Origin of the sequence: Desulfovibrio piger (assembly GCF_012843875.1) — a bacterium.
Classification (GTDB): domain Bacteria; phylum Desulfobacterota; class Desulfovibrionia; order Desulfovibrionales; family Desulfovibrionaceae; genus Desulfovibrio.
In genome coordinates, this window is record NZ_JABAFY010000002.1 from 39,756 (window position 1) to 62,002 (window position 22,247).

Annotated in this window: 19 protein-coding genes; 5 read left to right on the forward strand and 14 right to left on the reverse strand. The window is 65.3% G+C overall.

The features are described 5' to 3' along the window. Nucleotides 1-10 precede the first annotated feature (10 nt). Nucleotides 11-1,786, reverse strand: a complete 1,776-nt coding sequence (locus HF854_RS00795) for a formate--tetrahydrofolate ligase (RefSeq protein ID WP_006004036.1) — start codon at nucleotides 1,784-1,786, stop codon at nucleotides 11-13. Between the two features lie 109 nt (nucleotides 1,787-1,895). Here HF854_RS00795 and lpdD point away from each other — a divergent pair, with 109 nt between their 5' ends. After that, nucleotides 1,896-2,393 (forward strand): prenylated flavin chaperone LpdD, encoded by a 498-nt coding sequence (lpdD, locus tag HF854_RS00800; RefSeq protein WP_168934581.1) that lies wholly within the window; start codon nucleotides 1,896-1,898, stop codon nucleotides 2,391-2,393. After that, a complete protein-coding gene (locus HF854_RS00805) occupies nucleotides 2,371-2,601 on the forward strand; it encodes a hypothetical protein (RefSeq protein WP_168934582.1) in 231 nt (76 codons plus the stop codon). Before lpdD ends, HF854_RS00805 begins: the two co-directional genes overlap by 23 nt. 243 nt (nucleotides 2,602-2,844) lie before the next feature. Here HF854_RS00805 and bioA read toward each other — a convergent pair whose 3' ends face one another. From bioA to HF854_RS00830, 5 genes are all read right to left on the reverse strand, one after another. Continuing rightward, entirely contained in the window at nucleotides 2,845-4,971 is a 2,127-nt protein-coding gene (gene bioA, locus HF854_RS00810) for an adenosylmethionine--8-amino-7-oxononanoate transaminase (RefSeq protein WP_168934583.1), read from the reverse strand. Next, nucleotides 4,968-5,915 (reverse strand): biotin synthase BioB, encoded by a 948-nt coding sequence (gene bioB, locus HF854_RS00815; protein WP_168934584.1) that lies wholly within the window; start codon nucleotides 5,913-5,915, stop codon nucleotides 4,968-4,970. The genes bioA and bioB overlap by 4 nt, the downstream gene beginning before the upstream one ends. 160 nt (nucleotides 5,916-6,075) lie before the next feature. Further along, nucleotides 6,076-6,474, reverse strand: coding sequence for a Ros/MucR family transcriptional regulator (locus tag HF854_RS00820; RefSeq protein WP_040368935.1), 399 nt, complete (start codon nucleotides 6,472-6,474; stop codon nucleotides 6,076-6,078). A 146-nt stretch (nucleotides 6,475-6,620) separates the two neighbouring features. Beyond that, the gene (locus HF854_RS00825) at nucleotides 6,621-7,382 is read right to left on the reverse strand and encodes a DUF4851 domain-containing protein (protein ID WP_168934585.1); all 762 of its coding nucleotides are present in this window, start codon (nucleotides 7,380-7,382) and stop codon (nucleotides 6,621-6,623) included. Between the two features lie 74 nt (nucleotides 7,383-7,456). Then, on the reverse strand, nucleotides 7,457-8,527 hold the full coding sequence (locus HF854_RS00830) for a sigma-54 interaction domain-containing protein (protein WP_168934586.1): 1,071 nt from the start codon (nucleotides 8,525-8,527) through the stop codon (nucleotides 7,457-7,459). A 102-nt stretch (nucleotides 8,528-8,629) separates the two neighbouring features. On the opposite strand from HF854_RS00830, the gene hrpB reads away from it, so the two are divergent. Then, the gene (hrpB, locus tag HF854_RS00835) at nucleotides 8,630-11,215 is read left to right on the forward strand and encodes an ATP-dependent helicase HrpB (protein ID WP_240937621.1); all 2,586 of its coding nucleotides are present in this window, start codon (nucleotides 8,630-8,632) and stop codon (nucleotides 11,213-11,215) included. 611 nt (nucleotides 11,216-11,826) lie between these two features. Here hrpB and HF854_RS00840 read toward each other — a convergent pair. Then, nucleotides 11,827-12,804, reverse strand: a complete 978-nt coding sequence (locus HF854_RS00840; RefSeq protein WP_168934588.1) for a YheT family hydrolase — start codon at nucleotides 12,802-12,804, stop codon at nucleotides 11,827-11,829. Nucleotides 12,805-12,833: 29 nt separating this feature from the next. Here HF854_RS00840 and HF854_RS00845 point away from each other — a divergent pair, with 29 nt between their 5' ends. Continuing rightward, a complete protein-coding gene (locus tag HF854_RS00845; RefSeq protein WP_168934589.1) occupies nucleotides 12,834-14,108 on the forward strand; it encodes a BaiN/RdsA family NAD(P)/FAD-dependent oxidoreductase in 1,275 nt (424 codons plus the stop codon). Between the two features lie 262 nt (nucleotides 14,109-14,370). Further along, a complete protein-coding gene (locus HF854_RS00850; RefSeq protein ID WP_205905989.1) occupies nucleotides 14,371-15,513 on the forward strand; it encodes an aldo/keto reductase in 1,143 nt (380 codons plus the stop codon). A gap of 294 nt (nucleotides 15,514-15,807) precedes the next feature. Here the strand turns inward: HF854_RS00850 and HF854_RS00855 are convergent, their stop codons facing one another. The 7 genes from HF854_RS00855 to HF854_RS00885 form a co-directional block, all read right to left on the reverse strand. Next, nucleotides 15,808-16,518, reverse strand: coding sequence for an ABC transporter ATP-binding protein (locus tag HF854_RS00855; RefSeq protein ID WP_168934590.1), 711 nt, complete (start codon nucleotides 16,516-16,518; stop codon nucleotides 15,808-15,810). Nucleotide 16,519: 1 nt separating this feature from the next. After that, on the reverse strand, nucleotides 16,520-17,293 hold the full coding sequence (locus HF854_RS00860) for an ABC transporter ATP-binding protein (protein WP_168934591.1): 774 nt from the start codon (nucleotides 17,291-17,293) through the stop codon (nucleotides 16,520-16,522). Continuing rightward, the gene (locus HF854_RS00865) at nucleotides 17,290-18,318 is read right to left on the reverse strand and encodes a branched-chain amino acid ABC transporter permease (RefSeq protein WP_168934592.1); all 1,029 of its coding nucleotides are present in this window, start codon (nucleotides 18,316-18,318) and stop codon (nucleotides 17,290-17,292) included. The genes HF854_RS00860 and HF854_RS00865 overlap by 4 nt, the downstream gene beginning before the upstream one ends. Next, entirely contained in the window at nucleotides 18,315-19,220 is a 906-nt protein-coding gene (locus HF854_RS00870) for a branched-chain amino acid ABC transporter permease (RefSeq protein WP_006003995.1), read from the reverse strand. The genes HF854_RS00865 and HF854_RS00870 overlap by 4 nt, the downstream gene beginning before the upstream one ends. A gap of 75 nt (nucleotides 19,221-19,295) precedes the next feature. Then, nucleotides 19,296-20,411: a branched-chain amino acid ABC transporter substrate-binding protein gene (locus tag HF854_RS00875; protein WP_168934593.1), complete on the reverse strand. Its 1,116-nt coding sequence runs from the start codon at nucleotides 20,409-20,411 to the stop codon at nucleotides 19,296-19,298. A 194-nt stretch (nucleotides 20,412-20,605) separates the two neighbouring features. Beyond that, complete coding sequence (locus tag HF854_RS00880) at nucleotides 20,606-20,944, reverse strand: histidine kinase (RefSeq protein WP_168934594.1); 339 nt, start codon at nucleotides 20,942-20,944, stop codon at nucleotides 20,606-20,608. A gap of 95 nt (nucleotides 20,945-21,039) precedes the next feature. Next, nucleotides 21,040-22,242, reverse strand: a complete 1,203-nt coding sequence (locus HF854_RS00885; RefSeq protein ID WP_168934595.1) for an amidohydrolase family protein — start codon at nucleotides 22,240-22,242, stop codon at nucleotides 21,040-21,042. Nucleotides 22,243-22,247: the final 5 nt, after the last annotated feature.

The following is a 22,247-nucleotide window of genomic DNA, read 5'->3' on the forward strand; positions in this document are numbered from 1 at the left end:
CAGAAAAGGCCTAGAACAGGCCGGTCACCTGGCCGGATTCCAGATCCACGTCCACATTGCGGAAGGCAGGACGCGAACCCGTACCGGGCATGAGGCTGATGTCGCCGGCCACCGGCACCACCAGGCCCGCACCGCCGTAGAACAGGCAGTCGCGCACATGCAGGCGCCAGCCCGTGGGCGCACCCTTGAGGGCGGGATTGTCGGACAGGGAGTACTGGGTCTTGACCATGCAGATGCCCAGTTCTTCGGCGTCGGGACGGGCCTGCAGTTCCTTGATGCGCTGCTTGGCCAGCGAGGAGAATTCCACGCCGTCGGCGCCGTAGACTTCCTTGGCGATGGTCTCGATGCGCTGCTCGAAGGGCATGGACCAGTCGTACAGGGGAGCGAAGTTGTTGGGCTCGTTGCAGGCGTCCATGACGGCATCGGCCAGTTCCAGGGCACCGTCGCCGCCCTTGAGCCAATGCTCGGACAGGGCCACGCGCGCACCGGCTTCTTCACAGATGCGGCGGATGGCGGCGATCTCGTTCTTGCTGTCGGTGGCAAAGGCGTTGATGCAGACCACGGGCGACACGCCGGAACGGCGCACGATGCCGATGTGGCGCAGCAGGTTCACGCAGCCGGCTTCCACCAGGCCCACGTCTTCGCGGGTGTAGGGTTCGGGCAGCGGACGGCCGGGCATGGGCGGCTGGGCGCCGCCGTGGTTCTTGAGGGCGCGCACCGTGGCCACGATGACGGCGGCATCGGGCTTGAGGCCACTCATGTGACACTTGACGTTCCAGAACTTTTCGTAACCGATCTCGGAACCGAAGCCGGATTCCGTCACATGGATGTCGCTGAGCTTGAGGGCCACGCGGTCGGCGATGATGGAGCTCTGGCCCAGGGCGATGTTGCCGAAGGGACCGGCGTGCACCAGCACGGGCTGGCCTTCGATGGTCTGGATCAGGTTGGGTTTGCTGGCTTCCAGCAGCCAGGCCATCATGGCGCCGTCCACTTCCAGGTCGGCGGTGGTCACGGGATTGCCGGCGCGGTCAAAAGCCAGCACCACGCGCGACAGACGCTTGCGCAGGTCGGGCAGGTCGCGGGCAAGGGACATGATGGACATGATCTCCGAGGCGGCCGTGATGTCGAAGCGCGAACGCATCATGAAACCGTCGTTGCGGCGGCCGTCGCCTTCGATGCCGATGATGACGTTGCGCAGGGCCTGACAGCAGAAGTCCATAGCCCAGCCCATGCCCACGCGGGTGGGGTCGATGTTGAGGCGGCGCATGCCGGACAGGCGTTCCAGCTTTTCGTCGTCATAGTTGCGCTCGTGCTGCATGCGCGAGGTCAGGGCCACCATGGCCAGGTTGTGGGCCGAGGTGATGGCGTGGATGTCGCCGGTGAAATTCAGGGAATACGGGGTCAGCGGGATGCACTGGGCCAGACCGCCGCCCGCAGCGGAGCCCTTCATGCCCATGGTGGGGCCGCCCGAAGGCTGGCGGATGGCCGCCGTGGTTTTGACACCACGCTTGGAGAGGCCCTGCACCAGACCGATGGTAGTGGTGGACTTGCCTTCGCCCAGCGGGGTCGGCGTGATGGCGGTCACGTCCACATATTTGCCATTGGGCCTGTCAGCCAGACGGCGCAGCACCGCCTGTTGCTCGATCTTGCCCATGTAGTGGCCGTAAGGCAGCAGCTCGTCCTTCTCAAGCCCCAGCTCGGCAGCCAGGGTTTCCACAGTTTTCATAGATTTTTCGGCATCCTGGGCGATCTGCCAGTCAGGGTGCTTGGTGGGATCAAGAGCCATGGCTTCTCCTTTTTTGTTTGCCTGTTACTTATCCTTTTACAGGGCTTTGGGTCAAGCAAATGCCTGCCTCCGGCTTGCCTTTGCATGCCATCTGCAGCATGCTTTGCGGATGGAAAGATCCCAGCCCTTTCTTTTGCGCTGCACGCACGGCCGGCTGGCCCTGGAACTGCGCCTGTTGCCCGCCGGGCAGGACTGGCAATTGCTGCTGACCGGCGGTGATGCCCATATCGGTGCCGTGATCCTGGCCGAACCCGCAAACGCCCTGCCCCCGGAGGTCCCGGAAGCCATGTCCGCCCACACCGCCGGGGGCAGGTCACGACCGGGCGTCATGTCCGACACCGCCTCTTCCGGGACGGAAGATGGCGTGCGCCTGCATGTCCTGCGCCGTACAGGGCACCACGACGACAAGGCCGCCCTGCCGCTGGCGCGGGACTATTGCCGTGCGCTGAAGGCCACGGTATGTGTCAGCGCGGGCATCCACTATGACCATATCAGCCGCGAGGAGATCGACACGGTACTGGCCCTGGCCCGCATGCTGGGAGCCTGCGGCCTGCGCCGTCTCCGGAGGCTACAGGAGAACGACCATGCTGACAGTGAAAGATCTTGAAGAATTCGAGAACTATATGCGCTCCGGCGAGCTGGAGACCGATTTCAAGGACGGCTGCGAAAACGACCGCTACTATCTGCTGGAGCTGCTGGAAAAATTCATGGACGTGGCCGAACTGGCCGACGAGACGGCCACCAAGGTCATCTTCCGCGGCCAGATAGGCCTGCTGGCCGGTGCGGGGGCCGCCCCCGAAGGTGAAAAAAAGTAACGGGAAAAATATTTTTTGAGGGAAGGAGAGCCTTCCTCGGGCGCGCGGCTCTTGATGCCCGCAGTTCCCTGTGGCGCAACGGCCCGGCCCCTACGGCCCCTTGAGCCTATTGCCGGCACACGAGATGGGGCCCTCGTCCCTCAGGCCCTTTCCCCACGCGTCATTCCGCAAAGGCCCCGCCTGCCATCGGCAGACGGGGCCTTTGCCATCATCAGGATATGTTTTCGCAAGAACTCCCCTGCCCTACGCCAGCATGCCGGGCAGGGACAGCACATCGTGCATGGCCGCGCAGAGGCGCTCCACGTCCTCGCGGGGGCTCACATAGGGCGGCATCACATAGACCAAACGGTTGAAGGGCCGTATCCAGACGCCCCGCCGCACGAAAAAGTCCTGCATGGCGGCCATGTTCACCGGCCGGGTGGTCTCCACCACGCCGATGCTGCCCAGCACACGCACGTCTTCCACCTGCGGCAGTTCCCGGCAGGGAGCCAGGCCCGCTGTCAGGGCCGTTTCCAGCATGGCCACCTGCTCCTGCCAACGCCCTTCAGCCAGGATGTCCAGGCTGGCGCAGGCCACGGCACAGGCCAGGGCGTTGCCCATGAACGTGGGCCCGTGCATGAAGACCATGCCGTCCCGGCAGATGCCCTGGGCCACTTCTTCCGTGCAGGCCGTGGCGGCCAGCGTCATGACGCCGCCGGTCAGGGCCTTGCCGCAGCACAGGATGTCCGGGCAGACACCGGCCCTCTCCGCGGCGAACAGCGTCCCGGTACGGCCAAAGCCCGTGGCGATCTCGTCGAAGACCAGCAGGGCCCCGTGCTCACGGCACAGGCGGGCCATGCCGCGCAGATAGTCGGGATGATAGAACCACATGCCGCCCGCGCCCTGCACCAGCGGCTCAAGGATGACCGCCGCGATGCGCTCGCCCTGCTCCGCGAAAATGCGGCGGGCGTCATCCAGGCTGGCCGGATCGAAAGGCTGGTCGAAACGGCAGGAAGGCCGTTCCATGAAGATCTGGCGCGGCAGCATATGCGTGAACAGGCAATGCATTCCGGTCACGGGATCGCACACCGACATGGCGCCGGTGGTATCGCCGTGATAACCGCCCCGGGGCGTGAGGAAGCAGGTGCGCTGCTTCTGGCCGATGCCCTGCTGGTATTGCAGGGCCATCTTCAAGGCCACTTCCACCGACACGGAGCCGGAATCCGCCAGAAAGACACGCGCCAGGCCCTGCGGCAGCATGGTCAGAAGGCGTTCGCCCAGCTCCACGGCAGGCGCATGGGTCAGACCGCCGAACATCACATGCGGCATCCTCCCGGCCTGCCGCTGGGCCGCAGCCACCAGACGCGGATGGTTGTAGCCGTGGATGGCCGTCCACCACGAGGACATGCCGTCCACCAGCTCCCGGCCGTCGTCCAGCACGATGCGGTTGTGGTGGCTGCGCGCGGCCGCGAAGACCGGCAAAGGATCCACCACGGACGTGTACGGATGCCAGAGGATGCGCCTGTCCCGCAGCGGCAGGGGCTCTTCCTCGCCCGCTGGTGCCTGCCGCCCTGTCAGGGAGGGCACATGCCGGGACAGCGCAGGCAGCAGCACGGCGCAGGCATCGGCCAGCTCCTGCCAGCCCGCCGCATCCAGCCGGGCCACACGGGGCAGGACGACCACCGGCGCATCCTCGCCCCAGGCCGCCAGACGGCGACGCAAGAATTCAGGATTGTCGGCCAGCACCCGTTCCCGGTCATGCCGTTCCCCGACGCTCAGTCCTTCCGGCTCTTCCGGCGCCATCAGGACCACCGCCGCCGGGCGCAGTCCCTTCAGGCGCAGGACCTGCAGGGAGAGCAACACATGGTTGAGCGCGCCCAGGCAGTTACTGCCCACCAGCAGGACAGGCAAATCCAGGGCCGCCATGAAATCCAGCGTGTCTTCTTCCTCATTGATGGGGACAGCCATGCCGCCCGCACCTTCCACCAGCAGCAGGGAGGTCTCCGTCTCCTGCCAGTGGGCCCGGACATCCTCGGCCAGCCCGGCCACCGTCAGGCGCTGCCCTTCTTCCCCTGCCGCCAAATGCGGCGAGGCGGGCAGACGGAAACAGTGCAGGGTCGCCGCAGGCGCCGGGGGCAAGGGCGGCAGGTCGGCCACGGCACGCGCGTAGGCCACGCCGTCGGCCAGAGCGGAGGTCGCCAGCTGCTCCGGCCGCACACCGGTCTGGACGGGCTTGAGGGCCTGGGCCGCCACGCCCCGGCCACGCAGGGCCCGCAGCAAGGCCGCCGTGAACGCGGTCTTGCCCACGTCCGTCCCGGTGCCGGTCACGAAAAATCCCTGTACGGGGCCCCTGTCGCCGGGGCGACCCGCTGTCATCTTTCCAGCACTCATGGACGTGCCACCTCCAGCCCCGCGGCTTCGATCATGCGGATGTCCTCTTCCACGCCCATGCCCTGCGTGGTCAGGTAGTCACCGGTCATCAGAGCATCGGCCCCGGCCCGGAACATGTCGCCCTGGCGCTCCCGCAAGGTCTCGGGCCGCCCGCCGCAGATGCGCAGGCTGGCTTCGGGCAGGATGTGCCGGAACAGGGCGATGATGCGCAGGGCCTCCTCCGGTTCCAGCAGGGGCTGTGCGGCCAGCGGCGTCTGCGGATGGGGATGCAGGAAATTCATGGGCACATGGCGCACGCCCAGCTCCCGGAGGCTGAAGGCAAAGTCCATCCTGTCCTCCCAGCTCTCGCCCAGGCCGAACAGCCCGCCGGCGCAGACCGAAAGGCCCGTTGCCTGCGCACGCAGCACCGTATCCCGACGCTGGTCCCAGAGCTGTGTGGAACAGATGCGGGGATAATAGGCACGCGATGTCTCCAGATTATGATGGTAGCGGCGCACACCGGCCTGTTCCAGTTCGCGCAGATGTTTTTCCGGCAACCTCCCCAGCGAGGTGCAGACCCGGCGACGCACGTCTTCCGGCAGGTCACGCACCACAGCCAGCAGGCAATGCAGTTCCTGCTCTTCCAGGGCCCCTCCGCTGGTCACGATGCCGATACGGCGCACGGGCCAGGCAGCCAGCCGTAGGATGCGTTCACGCAGTTCGGCGGCCTCCAGAAAGGGGAAATGGGCGATGGGCGTGTGGTTGTGGCTGCTCTGGGAACAGAAACGGCAGTCCATGCCGCAATCGCCGCTGCGGGCGTTGATGATGGCGCACAGACTGATGCGCTTGCCGTGATGCCGCTCGCGCAGGGCAGCGGCGCTGTCCAGCAGGGCCTCCAGCGGCGCATCAAGAAGACGGACCGCTTCAGCGGGTGTGGCGGGTACGGGAAAAACAGGATGGTTCATGCGATGGATCCTTGGGGGAATGCTTGGGACGAAGGGGACAGAGTCGATGCCTGTCCGGAGAGGTGGGAGCGTCATGCTCCCCCGGAAGGCATATGCTGTACCAAGGCAGCATATGCCCTTCCGGTAAAAGAAAAAACCCGCCGGGCGGCGGGTGTTTGTGCTATTGGGCCTTGCGACGCTTTTCCCACAGCTTCATGTCTTTCATTTTGCGGCGACGCTCGCGCTGCAGCGCCTTGCACACCAGAGGCGTATCTTTCTTGAAGCCCCACTTTTCGCGATAGGCCGCGGCATCCATGCCGTGCATGGCCAGATGGCGCTTGGTGAGGATCTTGAAAGTCTTGCCGCATTCAAGACACGTTACAGACTTTTCCTTGATGGACTTGCGGGCATCCTGCTGCATGTCGGCGGAATCCAGCTCCACAGGCATTTCGCCCTCGGCGACGGTACGGATACCGGCAGCCACTTTCTGGATAAACGAAGTGATTTCTTCTTCCGACATGACGCGCACGCTGGCCTGCGCCCTGGCAATTTCCAGTGCTTCTTTCAAATAATCATCCATGGTGTACCTCATGCGTATAGCCTGCAACAGTGGAATTGCATTCCCCTCGTTGCGCCAATTTCAACAACTTTTACTGGGTACAATAGACGACAGCGTTTCGTCAACAAAGACGAAACGCAAAATCGTATATTTTTCGCCAGGATGGGTTAACGCCAGTCCATACGGTCATAGGGAGAGACCGTTCCCCAGAACGTTTCATCCATGTAACGCCACTGCAATGCGCCGATGTTGCGCTGCGGCATGATGCCTGCAGCAGGGACAGCCGCGGTCTCGACCATGAAGGTTTCACGGGCACGCTGCTCGAATGCGGCGATATAGTCGGCGCGCCCCAGAGGCAGGGCCGTGATGGAGGTGATGTCCTCGGGCAGGGGCTCACGGTATTCCAGTACGATCTTGTCACTGTCGAAATTGAAGCGGTTGGCGAACATGCGCGCCAGCCAGCGACGGGGCGGCTGGCCGTCCTGCGCGAGGATGCGGGCCCCCTCGGGGTCTTCCAGGGGCAGGAAGGCGTCACGCTTTTCGCTGGTGACATAGGTGCAGGCCTGGAAGCCCACGCCGCCGATGGTCTCCACCCCTTCATTGATGCTGAACGGATGGCGCATGATGCCGTCCCAGTACCAGCCGTTGGGGACTTCGCCGTGAGCCACGATGGCCAGAGGCGACGCGCCGTCGCCCTTGCCGTAGACCGTGACCCAGCTATCCACCAAAAGCCCGCCCATGGCGCCGGAACTGGTCAGGCGCGAGGCACCCGTCATGCTGCCCATCAGGGGCAGGTCACGGGCTTTGAGAGCAAGGGCGGGCTGGGAAAACGAAACATAGGTATCGCCCACCAGACCGCGCTGCTGCCCGGCCACACAGCCGGCCAGCATGATGACCAGACAAAGGATACTTGCCATTTTCATGTTCATGATAGCCTCCTCCTGCCGCAAGGGCAGGCAAACCTGCGGGCATGCCCGCAGTCAAAAGCCGCCGGGCGTTCCGGCTACAGGCCTTTTTTCTTCAACTTTTCGATGAGGGTCGTCCGCTTGATGCCCAAAAGCTCCGCAGCCTGGTTCTTCACTCCGTCGGTCCGCTGCAGGGCCTCTTCGATCAGGTGCATCTCCACGGCATCCAGGAATTCTTTCAGTCCCATCCCCCGGGCCTCCAGAGTCTGGAGATCCGGCCAGACGAAACCAGAGGAAGGGCTGGAGGCAGCCGCAGCGGGCTCCCCGTTCCCGGCACCGGAAAGGACGTCAGCCTCAGGGGCATATTCCTCCACTTCCGGCAACAAGGCAATATCCCCCACGCTCTGGAGCAGACGCGCCGGCAGATCCTCCGGGGCCACGACATGCCCGTCGACCAGCACGCTCAGGCGCTCCATGACGTTTTCCAGTTCACGGACATTGCCAGGCCAGGCATAGGCCAGAAGGACGCGCTGCACGACGGGCGAAAGCTCCAGCGGGGGCCTTTCCTTCTTGCGGCAGAAGCGGCCCAGGAAATGCCGGGCCAGCAGCAGGACGTCCTGCCCCCGTTCGCGCAGGGGCGGCAGATGGATGGGGATGACGTTGAGACGGTAATAAAGATCTTCGCGGAAGGTGCCCGCGGCCACGGCGGCTTCCAAATCCCGGTTGGTGGCCGCCACGATGCGCACGTCCACCTTGCGGCAGCCCGTGCCGCCCACGCGTTCTATTTCCTTTTCCTGCAGCACGCGCAGGATCTTGACCTGCAGGCCGGGCTCCATCTCGCCTATCTCGTCCAGGAAGATGGTGCCCCCGTCCGCCAGTTCGAAACGGCCGGGGCGGGAACGCAGGGCGTGCGTGAAGGCTCCCTTTTCATGGCCGAAAAGTTCGCTTTCCAGAAGATCACGGGGGATGGCGCCGCAGTTGACGGGCACGAAGGGTCTGTCAGCCCTGGGGCTGGCAGCATGCAGGGCCCGCACCAGCAATTCCTTGCCTGTTCCCGATTCCCCGGTTACAAGCACAGTGCTGTCCGTGGGCGCCACTTTGCCCAGGATCTTGAACACACCGGCCAGGCTGGCGCTTTGCCCGATGATTCCGTTGCTCTTGAGCTCCATGCATATTCTCCACGTTCATGGCCTTTACACTGTCAATACACTGACAGGCCATCAATTTCCAGTAAAAAAACAGGGATGCATCTTCCCTTCCGCGCGACCGTCATGAAAGATTCCTCCGCCGCTGCCCGGCCTTACCGTTGCCCCGATCTTCCTTCCGCTCCTGTGGATGCCGTCCGTGCGGAACTTGCCGGCGCCCTGGAACACGGCAATGCCGTCCTGAGCGCCCCTCCCGGCGCCGGGAAAAGCAGCCGCGTGCCCCTGTGGCTGCTGGAGGCCCCCTGGCTGGAGGGCAGAAAGATCCTGCTGCTGGAGCCGCGCCGGGTGGCTGCCCGGGCCCTGGCGCGTTACGCCGCCCGCCTGCTGGGCGAGGACGTGGGCCAGACCGTGGGCTACCGCATGCGGCAGGAAAGCGCCGTCTCGGCCCGGACCCGGCTGGAGATCATCACCGAAGGGGTGCTGACCCGCCGCCTCCTGGCCGATCCCGAGCTCTCCGGCGTAGGCTGCGTCATCTTCGACGAATTCCACGAGCGTTCCCTGCATGCCGACATGGGGCTGGCCCTCTGTCTGGAGAGCCGGGCCGTGCTCCGGCCCGACCTGCGCCTGCTGGTCATGTCCGCCACGCTGGACAGCCACAAGGTGGCCGCCCTGCTGGAGGATGCGCCGGTCATCGCCTGCGAGGGCCGCCAGTTCCCCGTGGAGGAGCGCTATCTGCCGCTGCCGCCCGCCGCGGCCCACAGCGGCCCCCAGGCCCTGTGGCCGTACATGGCCGATGTCATCGCGGCCCTCATGCGTCAGGAATCCGGCAGCCTGCTGGCCTTCCTGCCCGGAACGGGCGAGATCCGCCGTGTGGCCGAGCTGCTGGAAGGACGCCTGCCCGCCGATACCCGCCTCTACCCTCTTTACGGGATGCTGAGTCCGCAGGAACAGGATGCGGCCATCGCCCCGGCGGCCGCAGGCGAGCGCAAGGTCGTCCTGGCCACGGCCATCGCCGAGACCTCCCTGACCATCGAAGGCATCCGTCTGGTGGTGGATGCGGGCCTTTCCCGCGAGAGCCGTTTCGATCCGGCCAGCGGCCTTTCCCGCCTGGAGACCGTGCGCGTCTCGCTGGCCGGGGCCCGGCAGCGGGCCGGTCGCGCCGGGCGTCTGGAGCCCGGCATCTGCTGCCGCCTGTGGCAGCAGGCCGAAGAGCACGGCTTCCGCCCCCAACAGCGGCCGGAGATCCTGGATGCGGACCTTGCGCCGTTCTGCCTGCAACTGGCCGTCTGGGGCACACGCAGGCCCGAAGACCTGCTCTGGCTGGACTTGCCTCCCAAGGCCCATCTGGCCGTGGCCCGGGAACAGCTGGCCGGACTGGGAGCCATCGAGCCCGGCACGGAAGAACTGCTGCCTACGCCCTTGGGCCGGCAGCTGGTAAAGCTGCCCCTGCCGCCCCGGCTGGCCTGCCTGCTGCTACGCGCCCGGGAACACGGATACGGCGCTCTGGCCGCCTGTGTGGCTTCCCTGCTGGATGAGCGCGATCCCCTGCCGCTAGCGGACGCCTCGCTGGCGCTGCGCCTGGACCGCTTCTGCGCGCCCGGCGACGAGCACGGAACTTTCCGCCGTCTGCGCCAGTGGGCGGAACGTATGGCACGACTGGCGGACATCCCCACCGGCAACGGTTCCGATGCCTCCGGGGCTTCCCTGCTGCGCACGGCACGGCAACAGCTGCCCCATCTGGGCGAGGTCGTGGCCCTGGCCTATCCCGAGCGGGTGGCCCTGCGCAGCGGCGAGAACAACGGCATGGCCCAGTACCTCATGCGCAACGGCAAGGCTGCCGTCCTGCCCCTGACGGACAGTCTGGCCCGGCAGGACATGCTGGCCGTGGCTGCCGTGGATGCAGGCACGCGCGGCCGCATCCGTCTGGCCGCAGCGCTGGAGCAGGACGTGCTGGAAAAACTTTTCCGGTCAGAGATCACCGAAAGCGAAGACCTGAACGTCAGTCCGGAAGGCCAGGTCAGTGCCCGCCGCCGTCGCCGTCTGGGGGCCCTGCTGCTGGACGATGCCCCGCTGCCCCGTCCCGATGGCGACGCCTGCGCCCTGGCCCTGTGTGCCTTCATCCGCGACCAGGGGCTGCGTGTTCTGCCCTGGGACGAGCCCGCGCGCCAATGGCTGGCCCGTGTGCGCCTGCTGCACCAGACATGGGGCGATCCCTGGCCCGACCTCTCCGATACCTGGCTGCTGGACGAGCTGGAAAACTGGCTGGCGCCCCATCTGGGCACCTGCACCGACCTGCGCCAGCTCTCCGCTGCCCGGCTGGCCGATGCCCTGCGCTGTCTGCTGCCCTACCCACTGCCGCGACGACTCGAACAGCTGGCCCCCGCACAATGGCAGGCCCCTTCCGGCAGATCCCATCCCATCGTGTATGATGTCGAAGGCGGGCCCTTCGTGGCCGCCAAGCTGCAGGAATTCTTCGGCTGCGAGGATACGCCCCATATCGCCGACGGGCGCGTGCCGCTGACCCTGTATCTGCTCTCGCCCGCCGGGCGCCCCCTGCAGATCACGCGTGACCTCGGCCACTTCTGGCGCAACGGCTACCCGCAGGTGCGTGCCGAGATGCGCGGCCGCTATCCGCGCCATCCCTGGCCCGATGACCCGCTGGCCGCCCAGGCCACGGCCCGCACCAACCGCCAGCTGGCCCGAGGCAAATAGGTCGTTTTTTGGGGAGGGGGAACCCCTTTGGCTGGCGCACAAAGGGGTTCCCCCTCCCCAAGCCCCACCCCTTCCCCAAACGCGCTTTGTTCAGGAAGATGGAGGCTGCGGATGAGCAACGGTCTCCCTTCGCTCACAGTCCCCCGGCACACCACAAAAACGACAATAAAAAAGCTAGGGCCGCAAGCCGCCTACGGTGCAAAAAAACGGCTGATCGTATGGCCTCGAGCACGCCTCCGCGCGTCCGGTAAAATATTTACTTGAAAACGCGTCCTGCCCCACTGCAGGGAAAAAACGAAGGCTCCGCCAAAAGTACGGCAAAATACAAAGAGCCCAGCTCATCCACTCTTCCCGGGCAACTTCCAGCTTTCCCCCGGCCATACTCCGGCTACACCGCCTCTGACGCAAGCATCCTTTCAAAGGATCTCCCCGCGTCCATCTCCCCATACATCGGGGGACCGGCAGCAAAGGCTGCCCGCCGCATCACGCGTCACTGTCAAAAGACCATACGAGCGGTTTTTGGGGGATGGGGGAGTTTGAGGGGGAAGGGCCCTTTTTTCCGCCAGAAAAAGGGCCCTTCCCCCTCAAAACCATCTATCCACTCCCTCGACTCACCACAGTGAGCGTACGAAATCGCGTATGCGTTCTTCGCTGTAATAGTCCCTGCCGGGCTGGGCAAAGCCCACATGCCCGCCGTGCGGGGCCACTTCCAGATGCAGGGTCCCGCTTTTGGCCGCCATGGCCACGGGATAGCAGGAGGGCGAGCAGAAGGGGTCGTCCTTGGCCAGCAGCATATAGAGCGGTGTCTGGATGGACGGCAGCCAGGGCAGCGAGCTGTTCTCGCGCCAGTAATCCTGGGCGCTGGCATAGCCGTAGAGGGGCGCGGTGAAGCGGCCGTCGAATTCCGCGAAGGTACGGAACTTCTCGATACCCTCCACCGAAGGGTAATTGGGGAACCGGGCCGCTTTTTCACGAACCTTGGGACACATGGTCCGCAGGAAATAGCGCAAATAGATGCGGCAGCCGGGCCCGTCCATGACTTTGGCCGCGCCCACCAGATCGCAGGGCACGGAGACGACCGCCGCCGCACGCACCAGCGGCGAGACCTGCTCCCTGGCCAGATACATGCAGGTCTGGTTGCCGCCCATGCTGAACCCGGCCAGCAGGATGGGCATATCCCACTGCTCGGCGTAACGCACTACCGTGGCCAGATCGACCGTCACGCCCATATGGTACAGGCGGTCGGTCCGGTTGGGTTCGCCGGAGCAGCCGCGCATGTTCCAGGCCAGCACCCGGAAACCTTCTTCCAGCAGCACGCGCGCCAGTCCCAGGATGTACCGGCGGCGGCTATGGCCTTCCAGACCGTGCGACAGAATGGCCACCCCGCGTTCCGGCAGGCCCGGCGGGGGCGTGTAGACATCCACATCCAGAAAATCCCCGTCCGGCGTATCCAGACGTACCCTTCGGCAGCGGGCGGCCTGTGCCGCATCGGGAAAGTCCAGACGGCGGCATTTGGCGGACCAGATGGTGTTGACATGGGCATTGCGCAGCCAGAGCGGCGCGCGGTAGCGGCTGGGCAGTATTGGCATGACGGCAGGCCTCGTGTAAGAACGGTGGGATGCAAGCAAACTTTCATCCTAGACCTGTCAGAAAGGCCCTGTCAAACGCCGCTCCCCGGAAAACGGACGTCCTCATCCTGGGGGCAGGTGCGGCGGGCCTTATGTGCGCCCGCGAAGCCTCGGCCCACGGCCTGGACGTGGTCCTGCTGGAACGTGCCCCCTCCCCCGGCCGCAAGCTGTGCATCAGCGGCGGCGGCAAGGCCAACTTCACCAACCGCCGTCTGGCGGCCCATCACTATGCCTGCGCCGATCCCGCCTTCTGCGAGCCCGCACTGGATGCCTTCACCCCGCAGGACATGGAGCGCCTGGTGCACGGCTGGGGCCTGCCCGTGGAAGAACGCGCCCACGGCCAGCTGTTCCTGACTGTCCCGGCCAAACGTTTGCTGGATGCCCTGGTGCAGGATTGCCGCCGTCAGGGCTGTGCCCTCCACTGCCAGACCGACGTGCATGACGTGGTGCCCCTGCCCGATGGTGCGGGCTTCGAGGTCGGCAGCTCGCAGGGCCTCTGGCGCTGCCGCCGTCTGGTGCTGGCCCTGGGCAGTCCCGCCTGGCCGCAGTGCGGAGCCACGGGCAGCGGGTTCCGGCTGGCCCAGGCACTGGGGCACCGCCTTGTGGAGCATGCTCCGGCGCTGGCCCCTTTCCGCATGGCCCCCGGCTGGCTGGACGACAATCTGGCGGGCATCAGCCTGCCGGTGCGCATCGGCCTGCCGCAGGCCGGGCTTTCCCCTTCGCTGGCCGCGGATCCCGTCTGGCAGGACGACCTGCTCTTCACCCACGACGGCATCAGCGGCCCGGCCAGCCTCAAGGCCTCCCTGTTCTGGCGGCCGGGACAGGAGGTTGCCCTGGACTTTTTGCCCGGCAGCGATCTGGCCGCCCTGCTGGACGGCCCCGGCCAGGGCAAGCAGACCCCGCGCGGACTGCTGCGCCGCCTGCTGCCCCAGCGTCTGGTGGACGCCCTGCTGTCGCCGGAGACTGCGGGCCGCAAGATAGCCGAACTTTCCCGCGCCGCCCGGCAGCAGATCTGTGCCCGCATCCATGATTTCCGCACCGTCCCCGCCGGTCTGGCCGGGCTGAAAAAAGCCGAGGCCTGCCGCGGCGGTGTGGACACCCGGCAGGTGGATCCCTACAGCCTGCAAAGCACGGTGCGGGAAAACCTCTGGATCGTGGGCGAGCTGCTGGATGTCACCGGCCTGCTGGGCGGCTACAACCTGCACTGGGCCTGGGCCAGCGGCATGGCCGCCGGGCGGGCGCTGGCCCTGTTCGCGGGCAAATAGGCATCTTCCATTTTTATGGGGGAAGGGGCGCTTTGGAAAAAGCGCCCCTTTTTCTGCGCCCCATGCCGTAAAACCTTTCTTTGGCGGGATGGGCTCCTTATCGCCGACGAACGGAGATGGTGGAATGACAGCATCTTGCCGCATCCGGCCGGATCTGCCGGCATCGCCAAAAACAGGCAACTAATTGCAAAGATCGTTTCTTTCTTCCTTCGTGTGCCCTGCCTATACAGGGATCACAGCCAGATGCTGACGGAGGTACATCATGAATACGATCACGAGAGAAAACCAGCTTGCCCGCCGCCGCTTCCTTGCCGGTGGCCTGGCCGTCGGAGCGGCCGCCCTTCTGTCCTCCTCCCTGCACGGCATGGCCCATGCCGCGGCACTGTCCTCCCCATCCGCCACAAAAAACAGGCAGCAGCCCCGCTCCCTGCCGCAACGCCGTCTCGGCTCCTTGCAGGTCTCTGCCATCGGCCTCGGCTGTCTGCCCATGGTAGGCTACTATGGCGGCACCTATGCCAAAAAGGACATGATCGCCCTGATCCGGCGGGCATACGACAGCGGCGTGACCTTTTTCGATACGGCCGAGGTCTACGGCCCCTACACCAGTGAGGAATGGGTCGGCGAAGCCCTGGCCCCGGTGCGCGACAAGGTCATCATCGCCACCAAATTCGGCTTTGGCGTCGAAGAAGGCCGGCCTACGGCCCTCAACAGCCGTCCCGACCACATCCGGCGGGCCGTGGAAGGTTCCCTGCGGCGCCTGCGCACCGACCGCATCGACCTGCTCTACCAGCATCGTGTGGACCCCAAGGTCCCCATGGAAGACGTGGCCGGAACGGTGAAAGACCTCATCCGGGAAGGCAAGGTCCTTCACTTCGGTCTGTCCGAGGCCAGCGCGGCCTCCATCCGGCGGGCCCATGCCGTCCAGACCGTCAGCGCCGTGCAGAGCGAATACTCCCTTCTGTGGCGCGAACCGGAGACCAAGATCTTCCCCACCCTGCGGGAACTGGGCATCGGCCTTGTCCCTTACTGCCCTCTGGGACGGGGCTTCCTGACCGGCGCCATCGACGAGAACAGCCGCTTTACCACAGGGCGCCTGTCCACCCTGCCGCAGTTCACCCCGGAAGCCCTGAAGCACAACATGCCCCTGCCCCGCCTGATCCGTAGCTGGGCCGAGCGCAAGCAGTGCACCATGTCCCAGTTCGCCATCGCCTGGCTCCTGGCCCAGGCCCCCTGGATCGCTCCCATCCCCGGCACGACCAATCCGGCCCATCTCGACGACTTTCTCGGCGGTGCCGCCGTGAGCCTGACGCCTGAGGAGCTGGAAGAATTCGAACGGGAATACGGCGGGATCACCCTCATGGGGCATCGTGCGGACGCCTTTACGGAAAGCCAGATCGACAAGTAAAGCCGGAGGGATGTTCCCGTTGCGGCGGACCTGCATGGCAGAGCGGGAGGAACAATAAGCAAGCACACGGGGCAGGCAGGCTCGTCCAGCGCGCGGATCATTGGTACCGTGCGGGACGCCCTTCTGCCGCACGGCCGCTGTCATCCTGGCACCCAACTGTCCGCCAACTGAACCGCCAGGAGCATGTTCTTTCCTGCTCCTGCTGTACGGCTTCCGCCACCGCTGAGCCCATAACGCAAAAGAGCCCCCGCATCAGGCAGGGGCTCTTTTTTATCGCATGTGTCGGGCAGACGGTTAGCCGCCCAGATAGGCTTCGCGCACGCTGGCGTCGGCCAGCAGATTGGCGGCCGTGTCCTCCATGGCCACGTTGCCCACTTCCAGCACATAGCCGCGCGAGGCCAGCTTGAGGGCCGCGCGGGCGTTCTGCTCCACCAGCAGCACGGTGACGCCCTTCTGGTTGATGGCGCGCACGGTCTCGAAGATGGAACGCACCAAAAGCGGCGCCAGGCCCAGCGAGGGTTCGTCCAGCAGGAGCAGGCGCGGCTCGGCCATGAGGGCGCGACCGATGGCCAGCATCTGCTGCTCGCCGCCCGAAAGCGTGCCCGCCAGCTGCTGCTTGCGCTCGAACAGACGCGGGAACAGCTCGAAGATCCACTCCAGGGTCCGCTCGCTGCGTTCCTTGTCGCGGATGCAGAAGGCCCCCAGGCGCAGATTCTCCAGCACGCTCATGGTGCCGAAGACCCGGCGGCCTTCGGGCGACTGGGCGATGCCCAGGTTCACCACTTCGTGGCTGGGGTATTTGAGCAGGGGCTTGCCGTCAAAGATGATCTCCCCTTCGCAGGGCCGCACAAGACCGCTGATGGACAGCAGGGTCGTGCTCTTGCCCGCGCCGTTGGCGCCCAGGATGGTCACGATCTCCCCTTCGTCCACGTGCAGGTCGATACCGTGCAGCACTTCCACGCTGCCGTAACGGACATGTATGTTGGATAGCGTCAGCAGTGCCATATTACCACGTCTCGGAATCGTCGGAACCCAGATAGGCCTCGATGACCGCAGGATGGTTGCGGACATGGTCGGGCGTGCCCTGGGCGATGAGGGTGCCGTTTTCCAGCACCACAAGGTGTTCACAGATCTGCATGACCAGGCGCATGTCGTGCTCGATGAGCAGCACGGTGATGCCACGGTCACGGATGGCCGCGATGGTATCCACCAGGGCCACGGTCTCCTGGTCGTTCATGCCGCCGGCGGGCTCGTCCAGGATCAGCAGCCGGGGGTCGGAGGCCAGGGCGCGGGCGATCTCCAGCAGGCGCTGGTTGCCGTAGGAAAGACTGCTGGCGGCCTCGGCGTAATGATCGGCCAGGCCCACGAACTCCAGTTCTTCCATGCAGCGTTCCACAGCGGCCTTTTCCTCGCGGCGCTGCCAGGGCGTGTGCAGCATGGAGGACAAAAAGCCGGACTTCAGGCGGCAGTGACGGCCCGCCAGCACGTTCTCCAGCGCGGGCAGCTTGCCGAACAGACGGATGCTCTGGAAGGTGCGGGCAATGCCCATCTCCACGATATTGTGCGGGCGCTTGCCGGTGATGTCCTGGCCGCCGAAGGTGATGCGGCCGTGTTCGGGCTTGTAGTTGCCCGTGATGCAGTTGAAGACCGTGGTCTTGCCCGCCCCGTTGGGACCGATGAGGCCCACCACGCTGCCCTGCTCCACCGAGAAGGACAGCTCGTTGATGGCGATCAGGCCACCGAAGATCTTGCTGATCTCATGCAGTTGCAGCAGGCTCATGCGCGGCCCCCTTCCTTCTCGGCAGTGCGGGCATCGTCCGCCAGGCGGACCGCGTTGCCCTCAGCGGCGGCACAGGCACGGGCCTTGATGGCCTCCAGCAGCGCCGCCACGCCGTAACGGCGGCTCCTGGGCGGCATGAGGCCCTGGGGACGCCAGATCATCATCAGCATCATGGCCAGGCCGAAGATGAGCATGCGCGCACCGGAGAACTCGCGCAGCAGCTCGGGCAGGCCGATGAACAGGAAGGCGCTCACCAGCACGCCCAGCTGGCTGCCGCCCGAAAGGATGACCACGGCGAAGATGATGACGGATTCCATGAAGTTGAAGGATTCCGGCGCGATGGTGGTCATCTTGGCGGCATAGAGGGTGCCGGCCATACCGGCCCAGAACGCGCCCAGCACGAAGGCCATGAGCTTGTAGTGGGTCACGTTGATGCCGCAGCCTTCGGCGGCCACGTCATCTTCCTTGATGCAGTTGAGGGCGCGGCCGATGCGCGAACGCCACAGGCCGTAGAACAGCAGCAGGCTGACGCCCACCATGCCCCAGACCAGATAATAGAAATGCAGGGGCTTGAAGATGCGGAAACCGAAGAACACGGGACGGCTGATGCCGAAGATGCCGTTGGAACCGCCGGTCAGACCGCCCACGTCATTGATGAGCGCGATGCGCACGATCTCCACGATACCGATGGTCACGATGAGCAGATAGTCACCACGCAGGTGGATGATGGGCCGCGCCACCACCAGGGCGAACAGGGCCGCCGCACAGCCTGCCACCGGCATGGTCAGGAAGATGGGCCAGTGGTACATGGTGTTCAGGATGGCCGTGCTGTACGCCCCTACGGCGAAGAAGGCGGCATGCCCCATGTGGAAGATGCCGGCCTGTCCCAGGATGACGTTGAGCGAAAGGGCCAGCAGGGCATACAGGCCGATGCTGACGCACACGTCCGTCCAGTAGGGATTGGTGAACAGCGGCAGGACCAGCAGGGCCGCCGCCAGCGCGACGATGACGATGGTGCGGTTCATAGCTTGTCGGCCGTCCTTTCGCCCAGGATGCCCGTGGGACGGATGATCAGGATGAGGATCAGCACCGTGAAGGCGATGGCATCCTTCCAGGCGATGGCGATGTAGCCGGCGGCCAGGGCTTCGATGACGCCCAGCAGCAGGCCGCCGATCATGGCGCCGGGGATGTTGCCGATACCGCCCAGGATGGCGGCGGTGAAGGCCTTGAGGCCGTAGGACCAGCCCATGGTGAAGTCGATCTGGCCGTAGTAGATGCCCACCATGAGGCCGGCTGCGCCGCCCAGGCCGGGACCGATGAAGAAGACCAGGGAGATGATGCGGTCCACGTTGATGCCCATGAGGCGGGCAGCGCCCTGGTCGATGGCCACGGCACGCACGGCCGCGCCGATACGGGTGCGCTGGATGAAGGCCCACAGGGCCAGCATCAGGATAACGCTGGCCGCGATGACCATCAGGCGCACGCCGGGGACGGCGATGCCGAAGAGGTCAACGGTGAAGTCCGGTCGCAGCCAGTCGGGATAAACGTAGAAGCGCGCGCCGTAGACCAGCATGACGGCGTTCTGGAAAAAGATGGAAGCGCCCAGGGCGGACACCACGGCCGAAAGGCGCCCGGCCTTGCGCAGGGGGCGATAGGCGGCGCGCTCCAGCAGGCAGCCGATGATGGCCACCATGATGCCCACCATGATGAAGACCGCCAGCACGGCCACCACCGGCGGCAGCACGCCCGCCAGGTTGCAGCTCACCAGCAGGGTCAGGCCCAGATAGGCGCCGATGGTGAACAGGTCGCCATGCGCGAAGTTGATGAGCTTGAGCACGCCATAGACCATGGTGTAGCCCAGGGCCACCAGCGCGTAGATGCCGCCCACGGCAAGGCCGTTCAAAAGTTGTTGAAAAAACTGTTCCATGTCTCGGTCATGCGCCCCACGGCGCAGTTTGCGGGGCGGCGTTCACTGCCCGCCGCCCCGCTTCGGATGACTTTTCTATCGAGCCTGGAGCTCGAACTTGCCTGCGTTGTTCACCTTGTAGATGCGGTAGAAATCACCCACACGGTCGCCCTTTTCGTCAAAGCCCATCTTGCCGGACAGGGTGGGCAGCTCCTTGAGCTGCTTGAGCCATTCGGCGATCTTTTCGGGATCGTCGTTGCCCTTGGCGATGGCGGCCTCGAGCACCTTGTAGGCGTCACCGGCCAGCACGGCCCACACGGAGACGGGCACGGTCTTGTAACGGTCCTTGAAGGCCTTCAGGAAGTTCTTGGCCTCGTCGGTATCCATGTCCTGCGGCAGCGGCGGGCTCACGAAGACGTAACCGGCAGCGGCTTCGGGACCGGCGATCTTGACCAGGTCCTGATGGTTGGCGGCGTCACCGCCCATCATGGGCACATCCCAGCCCATTTCCTTCTTCTGGCGCAGCAGCATGCCCGTTTCGGGGTAGTAGCCGGTGAAGAAGATCAGGTCGGGGTTGGCGGCCTTCAGCTTGGTCAGGATGGCGGTGTAGTCACGTTCGCCGGGGGTCAGGGCATCGTAGAAGATGATCTTCACACCGGCTTTTTCCAGGGCCGCCTGGCTTTCTTCGGCCAGGCCCTTGGCATAGGAGGAGTTGTCGTGCAGCAGGGCCACCTTCTTGTAACCGGCCTTGATGATGGCGGCGGCAGCGGCCTTGCCCTGGGCGTCGTCACGCGGACAGGTGCGGAAGAAGAGCGGCAGGCCCTTTTCGGTCAGGCGCACGCTGGTGGAGCCGGTACCGATCTGCACCAGCTCGGATTCGGCCAGGATGTTCTGGGTGGCTTCGGTCACGGCGGAGCCGTAGGTGCCGATGACGGCCACCACACCGGCGGAAGCCAGCTTCTGGGCCGCCAGGGCAGCGGTGCGCGGGTCACCGGCGTCGTCTTCCACCACCAGTTCCATCTTGCTGCCGTTGATGCCGCCCTTGGCATTGGTTTCATCCACGAGCAGGCTCACGATATTTTTCATGTCCTGCCCTTCGGAGGCCCATTTGCCCGTCAACGGACACATCAGACCGATCTTGATGTCGCCCGCCAGAACCAGCGAAGGCACAAGCAAGGCTACCACTCCCAGCAAAAGCCCGAGCTTTTTCATAAGGTACTCTCCCAAAGGTACGAGTTGTTGCAAGCGGACAGCATATCCCAAAACGTACAAAAGAAAAAGCCCTTTCCTCTTTCCCCGTCCGGGGCGGAAAGGGCCTTCCACGACAGTTGCAACGATGGAAAAAAAAGGACTTTTTTGCCCTTCCCGGCATCAGGGATGCGGGGGACGGGCGGAAAAACATCTGTTTATTGTGCGGCCACCGTGGCCATGGCCACCAGGGTATCCGTGGTGATGCTGTCGAAACGGTGCAGGGCCACCGTGGTGTCCGCACCGGCCTTGATGGCCATCTCAAGCTCCAGCGCGACCGCCGCCAGCGCCTTGCCGCCCAGTTCGGCGGCAGCTTCACGCGTGGCATGGACCATGGCGCGGGCTTCTTCCTGCTGACCGTTCTTCAGCGCTACCGAGACCCTGACGGGGGTGTCCCGTTCCGTCTCGATGAAGTTTCGCAGCAGCTTCACATAGAGCCCGCGCGTGGTATCCACGCGCGCCATGGCTTCCTTCCAGTCAAGGATTGCTTCGCTCATAACCTTTCCCGTTATTGCTCGTTCTGATGATTCGGTGAATATGAAGGACAACTGTCGTGGAAGGCCGGAGACATACCGGCCGAAATAGCATGGGATCAGATGGAGAGGCTTTCAGGCAGCACACTGAAAACGGCCCTGCTCCCGGGTTCGAGACGCCCGTATCCGGCAAGGCCCAGTGCGGCGGCCCCGTTCACAGTGAGGCACCGTATCAGGGCCTGCGGGACAACGTCCAGCCTTTCGCGCAAAAAAACAGCTTCCTGACGCACATCCAGATCCGTGTTGGAGCTGAGGCCGTCCGTGCCCAGACAGCACAGCAGGCCGGACTCCAGCAGCGCGGCCACGGGCGCCGTGCCCACGGCCAGATATTCGTTGGAACGGGGGCACAGGCACAGGGCGCTGCCGCTAGCGGCCAGGGCCGTCACTTCGGCGGGCTCCAGCTGCACGCCGTGCACGGCCAGCGTGCCCGGACCCAGCAGATCGAGACGCCGGGCATAGGCCACAGGCCGCAGATGCGGCACGGCCCAGTCTTCCGGCAGCACCATGCCCCGGTAGCAGTCCCACAGGGGGCCCTCGCCGTCAAGCAGCAGGCGCGTCTCCTCCTCGGATTCCGCCAGATGCAGGGCGAAGGGACGCCCCTTCAGCCGACACCACTGCCGCGCATCCTGCAACACGCGGGCATCCGTGGAATACAGGGCGTGCCCGGCCGGAGCACAGCGCCCGGCCATTTCCGGCCGGCCTTCCAGCAGGGCACGGCAGCGCGGCGGCCAGGGACGCCCGTCGTCGATGAAGGGGGCCTGACCGCCGAACCACTCGCAAAAATGGGTCACGCCCATGCCTTCCGCCCGCACGGCGGCATCCACCGCCAGCAGGCCGTCCCCGGCATAATCGCCCACATGGGCCGTGCCCGCCGCGGCCATGTCCCGGCAGGCCCCGATCAGGGCCGTGCCGTCATGCTCTTCGCGCAAGAGGGCGATGAGGCTGCGCAGCCAGGCCGTGAAGCCCGCGCCGAACAACGTCCGGCCCGCCGTATGCGACAATTGCAGATGGCAGTGGGCGTTGATGCTGCCGGGCATCAGGGTCACGTCGCCCATGTCCGTCACCGGGGTCCCGACAGGCACGCGCACGCTCTTCCAGGGCAGCACGTCCAGGACGCGGCCGCCGCGTACCAGCAGCGCCGCATTGTCCAGGCCCTTGAGGGGGCGGAAAAGGTCGCGGCCCGTGGCGGGGCGCTCCCCGAGCATATCCAGGATGGTCCGGGCGCGGATGATGCGGAGCCGGTCGTCATGTTCTTGCAGCATAGGGC

Coding starts and splice junctions, on each gene's coding strand:
- HF854_RS00870 (WP_006003995.1), bottom strand. CDS start 19,220: ATGGAACAGTTTTTTCAACAACTTTTGAACGGCCTTGCCGTGGGCGGC.
- bioA (WP_168934583.1), bottom strand. CDS start 4,971: ATGAGTGCTGGAAAGATGACAGCGGGTCGCCCCGGCGACAGGGGCCCC.
- HF854_RS00865 (WP_168934592.1), bottom strand. CDS start 18,318: ATGAACCGCACCATCGTCATCGTCGCGCTGGCGGCGGCCCTGCTGGTC.
- HF854_RS00805 (WP_168934582.1), top strand. CDS start 2,371: ATGCTGACAGTGAAAGATCTTGAAGAATTCGAGAACTATATGCGCTCC.
- lpdD (WP_168934581.1), top strand. CDS start 1,896: ATGGAAAGATCCCAGCCCTTTCTTTTGCGCTGCACGCACGGCCGGCTG.
- HF854_RS00855 (WP_168934590.1), bottom strand. CDS start 16,518: ATGGCACTGCTGACGCTATCCAACATACATGTCCGTTACGGCAGCGTG.
- hrpB (WP_240937621.1), top strand. CDS start 8,630: ATGAAAGATTCCTCCGCCGCTGCCCGGCCTTACCGTTGCCCCGATCTT.
- HF854_RS00850 (WP_205905989.1), top strand. CDS start 14,371: ATGAATACGATCACGAGAGAAAACCAGCTTGCCCGCCGCCGCTTCCTT.
- HF854_RS00840 (WP_168934588.1), bottom strand. CDS start 12,804: ATGCCAATACTGCCCAGCCGCTACCGCGCGCCGCTCTGGCTGCGCAAT.
- HF854_RS00825 (WP_168934585.1), bottom strand. CDS start 7,382: ATGAACATGAAAATGGCAAGTATCCTTTGTCTGGTCATCATGCTGGCC.
- HF854_RS00845 (WP_168934589.1), top strand. CDS start 12,834: ATGCAAGCAAACTTTCATCCTAGACCTGTCAGAAAGGCCCTGTCAAAC.
- HF854_RS00860 (WP_168934591.1), bottom strand. CDS start 17,293: ATGAGCCTGCTGCAACTGCATGAGATCAGCAAGATCTTCGGTGGCCTG.
- HF854_RS00880 (WP_168934594.1), bottom strand. CDS start 20,944: ATGAGCGAAGCAATCCTTGACTGGAAGGAAGCCATGGCGCGCGTGGAT.
- HF854_RS00885 (WP_168934595.1), bottom strand. CDS start 22,242: ATGCTGCAAGAACATGACGACCGGCTCCGCATCATCCGCGCCCGGACC.
- HF854_RS00830 (WP_168934586.1), bottom strand. CDS start 8,527: ATGGAGCTCAAGAGCAACGGAATCATCGGGCAAAGCGCCAGCCTGGCC.
- HF854_RS00795 (WP_006004036.1), bottom strand. CDS start 1,786: ATGGCTCTTGATCCCACCAAGCACCCTGACTGGCAGATCGCCCAGGAT.
- HF854_RS00820 (WP_040368935.1), bottom strand. CDS start 6,474: ATGGATGATTATTTGAAAGAAGCACTGGAAATTGCCAGGGCGCAGGCC.
- HF854_RS00875 (WP_168934593.1), bottom strand. CDS start 20,411: ATGAAAAAGCTCGGGCTTTTGCTGGGAGTGGTAGCCTTGCTTGTGCCT.
- bioB (WP_168934584.1), bottom strand. CDS start 5,915: ATGAACCATCCTGTTTTTCCCGTACCCGCCACACCCGCTGAAGCGGTC.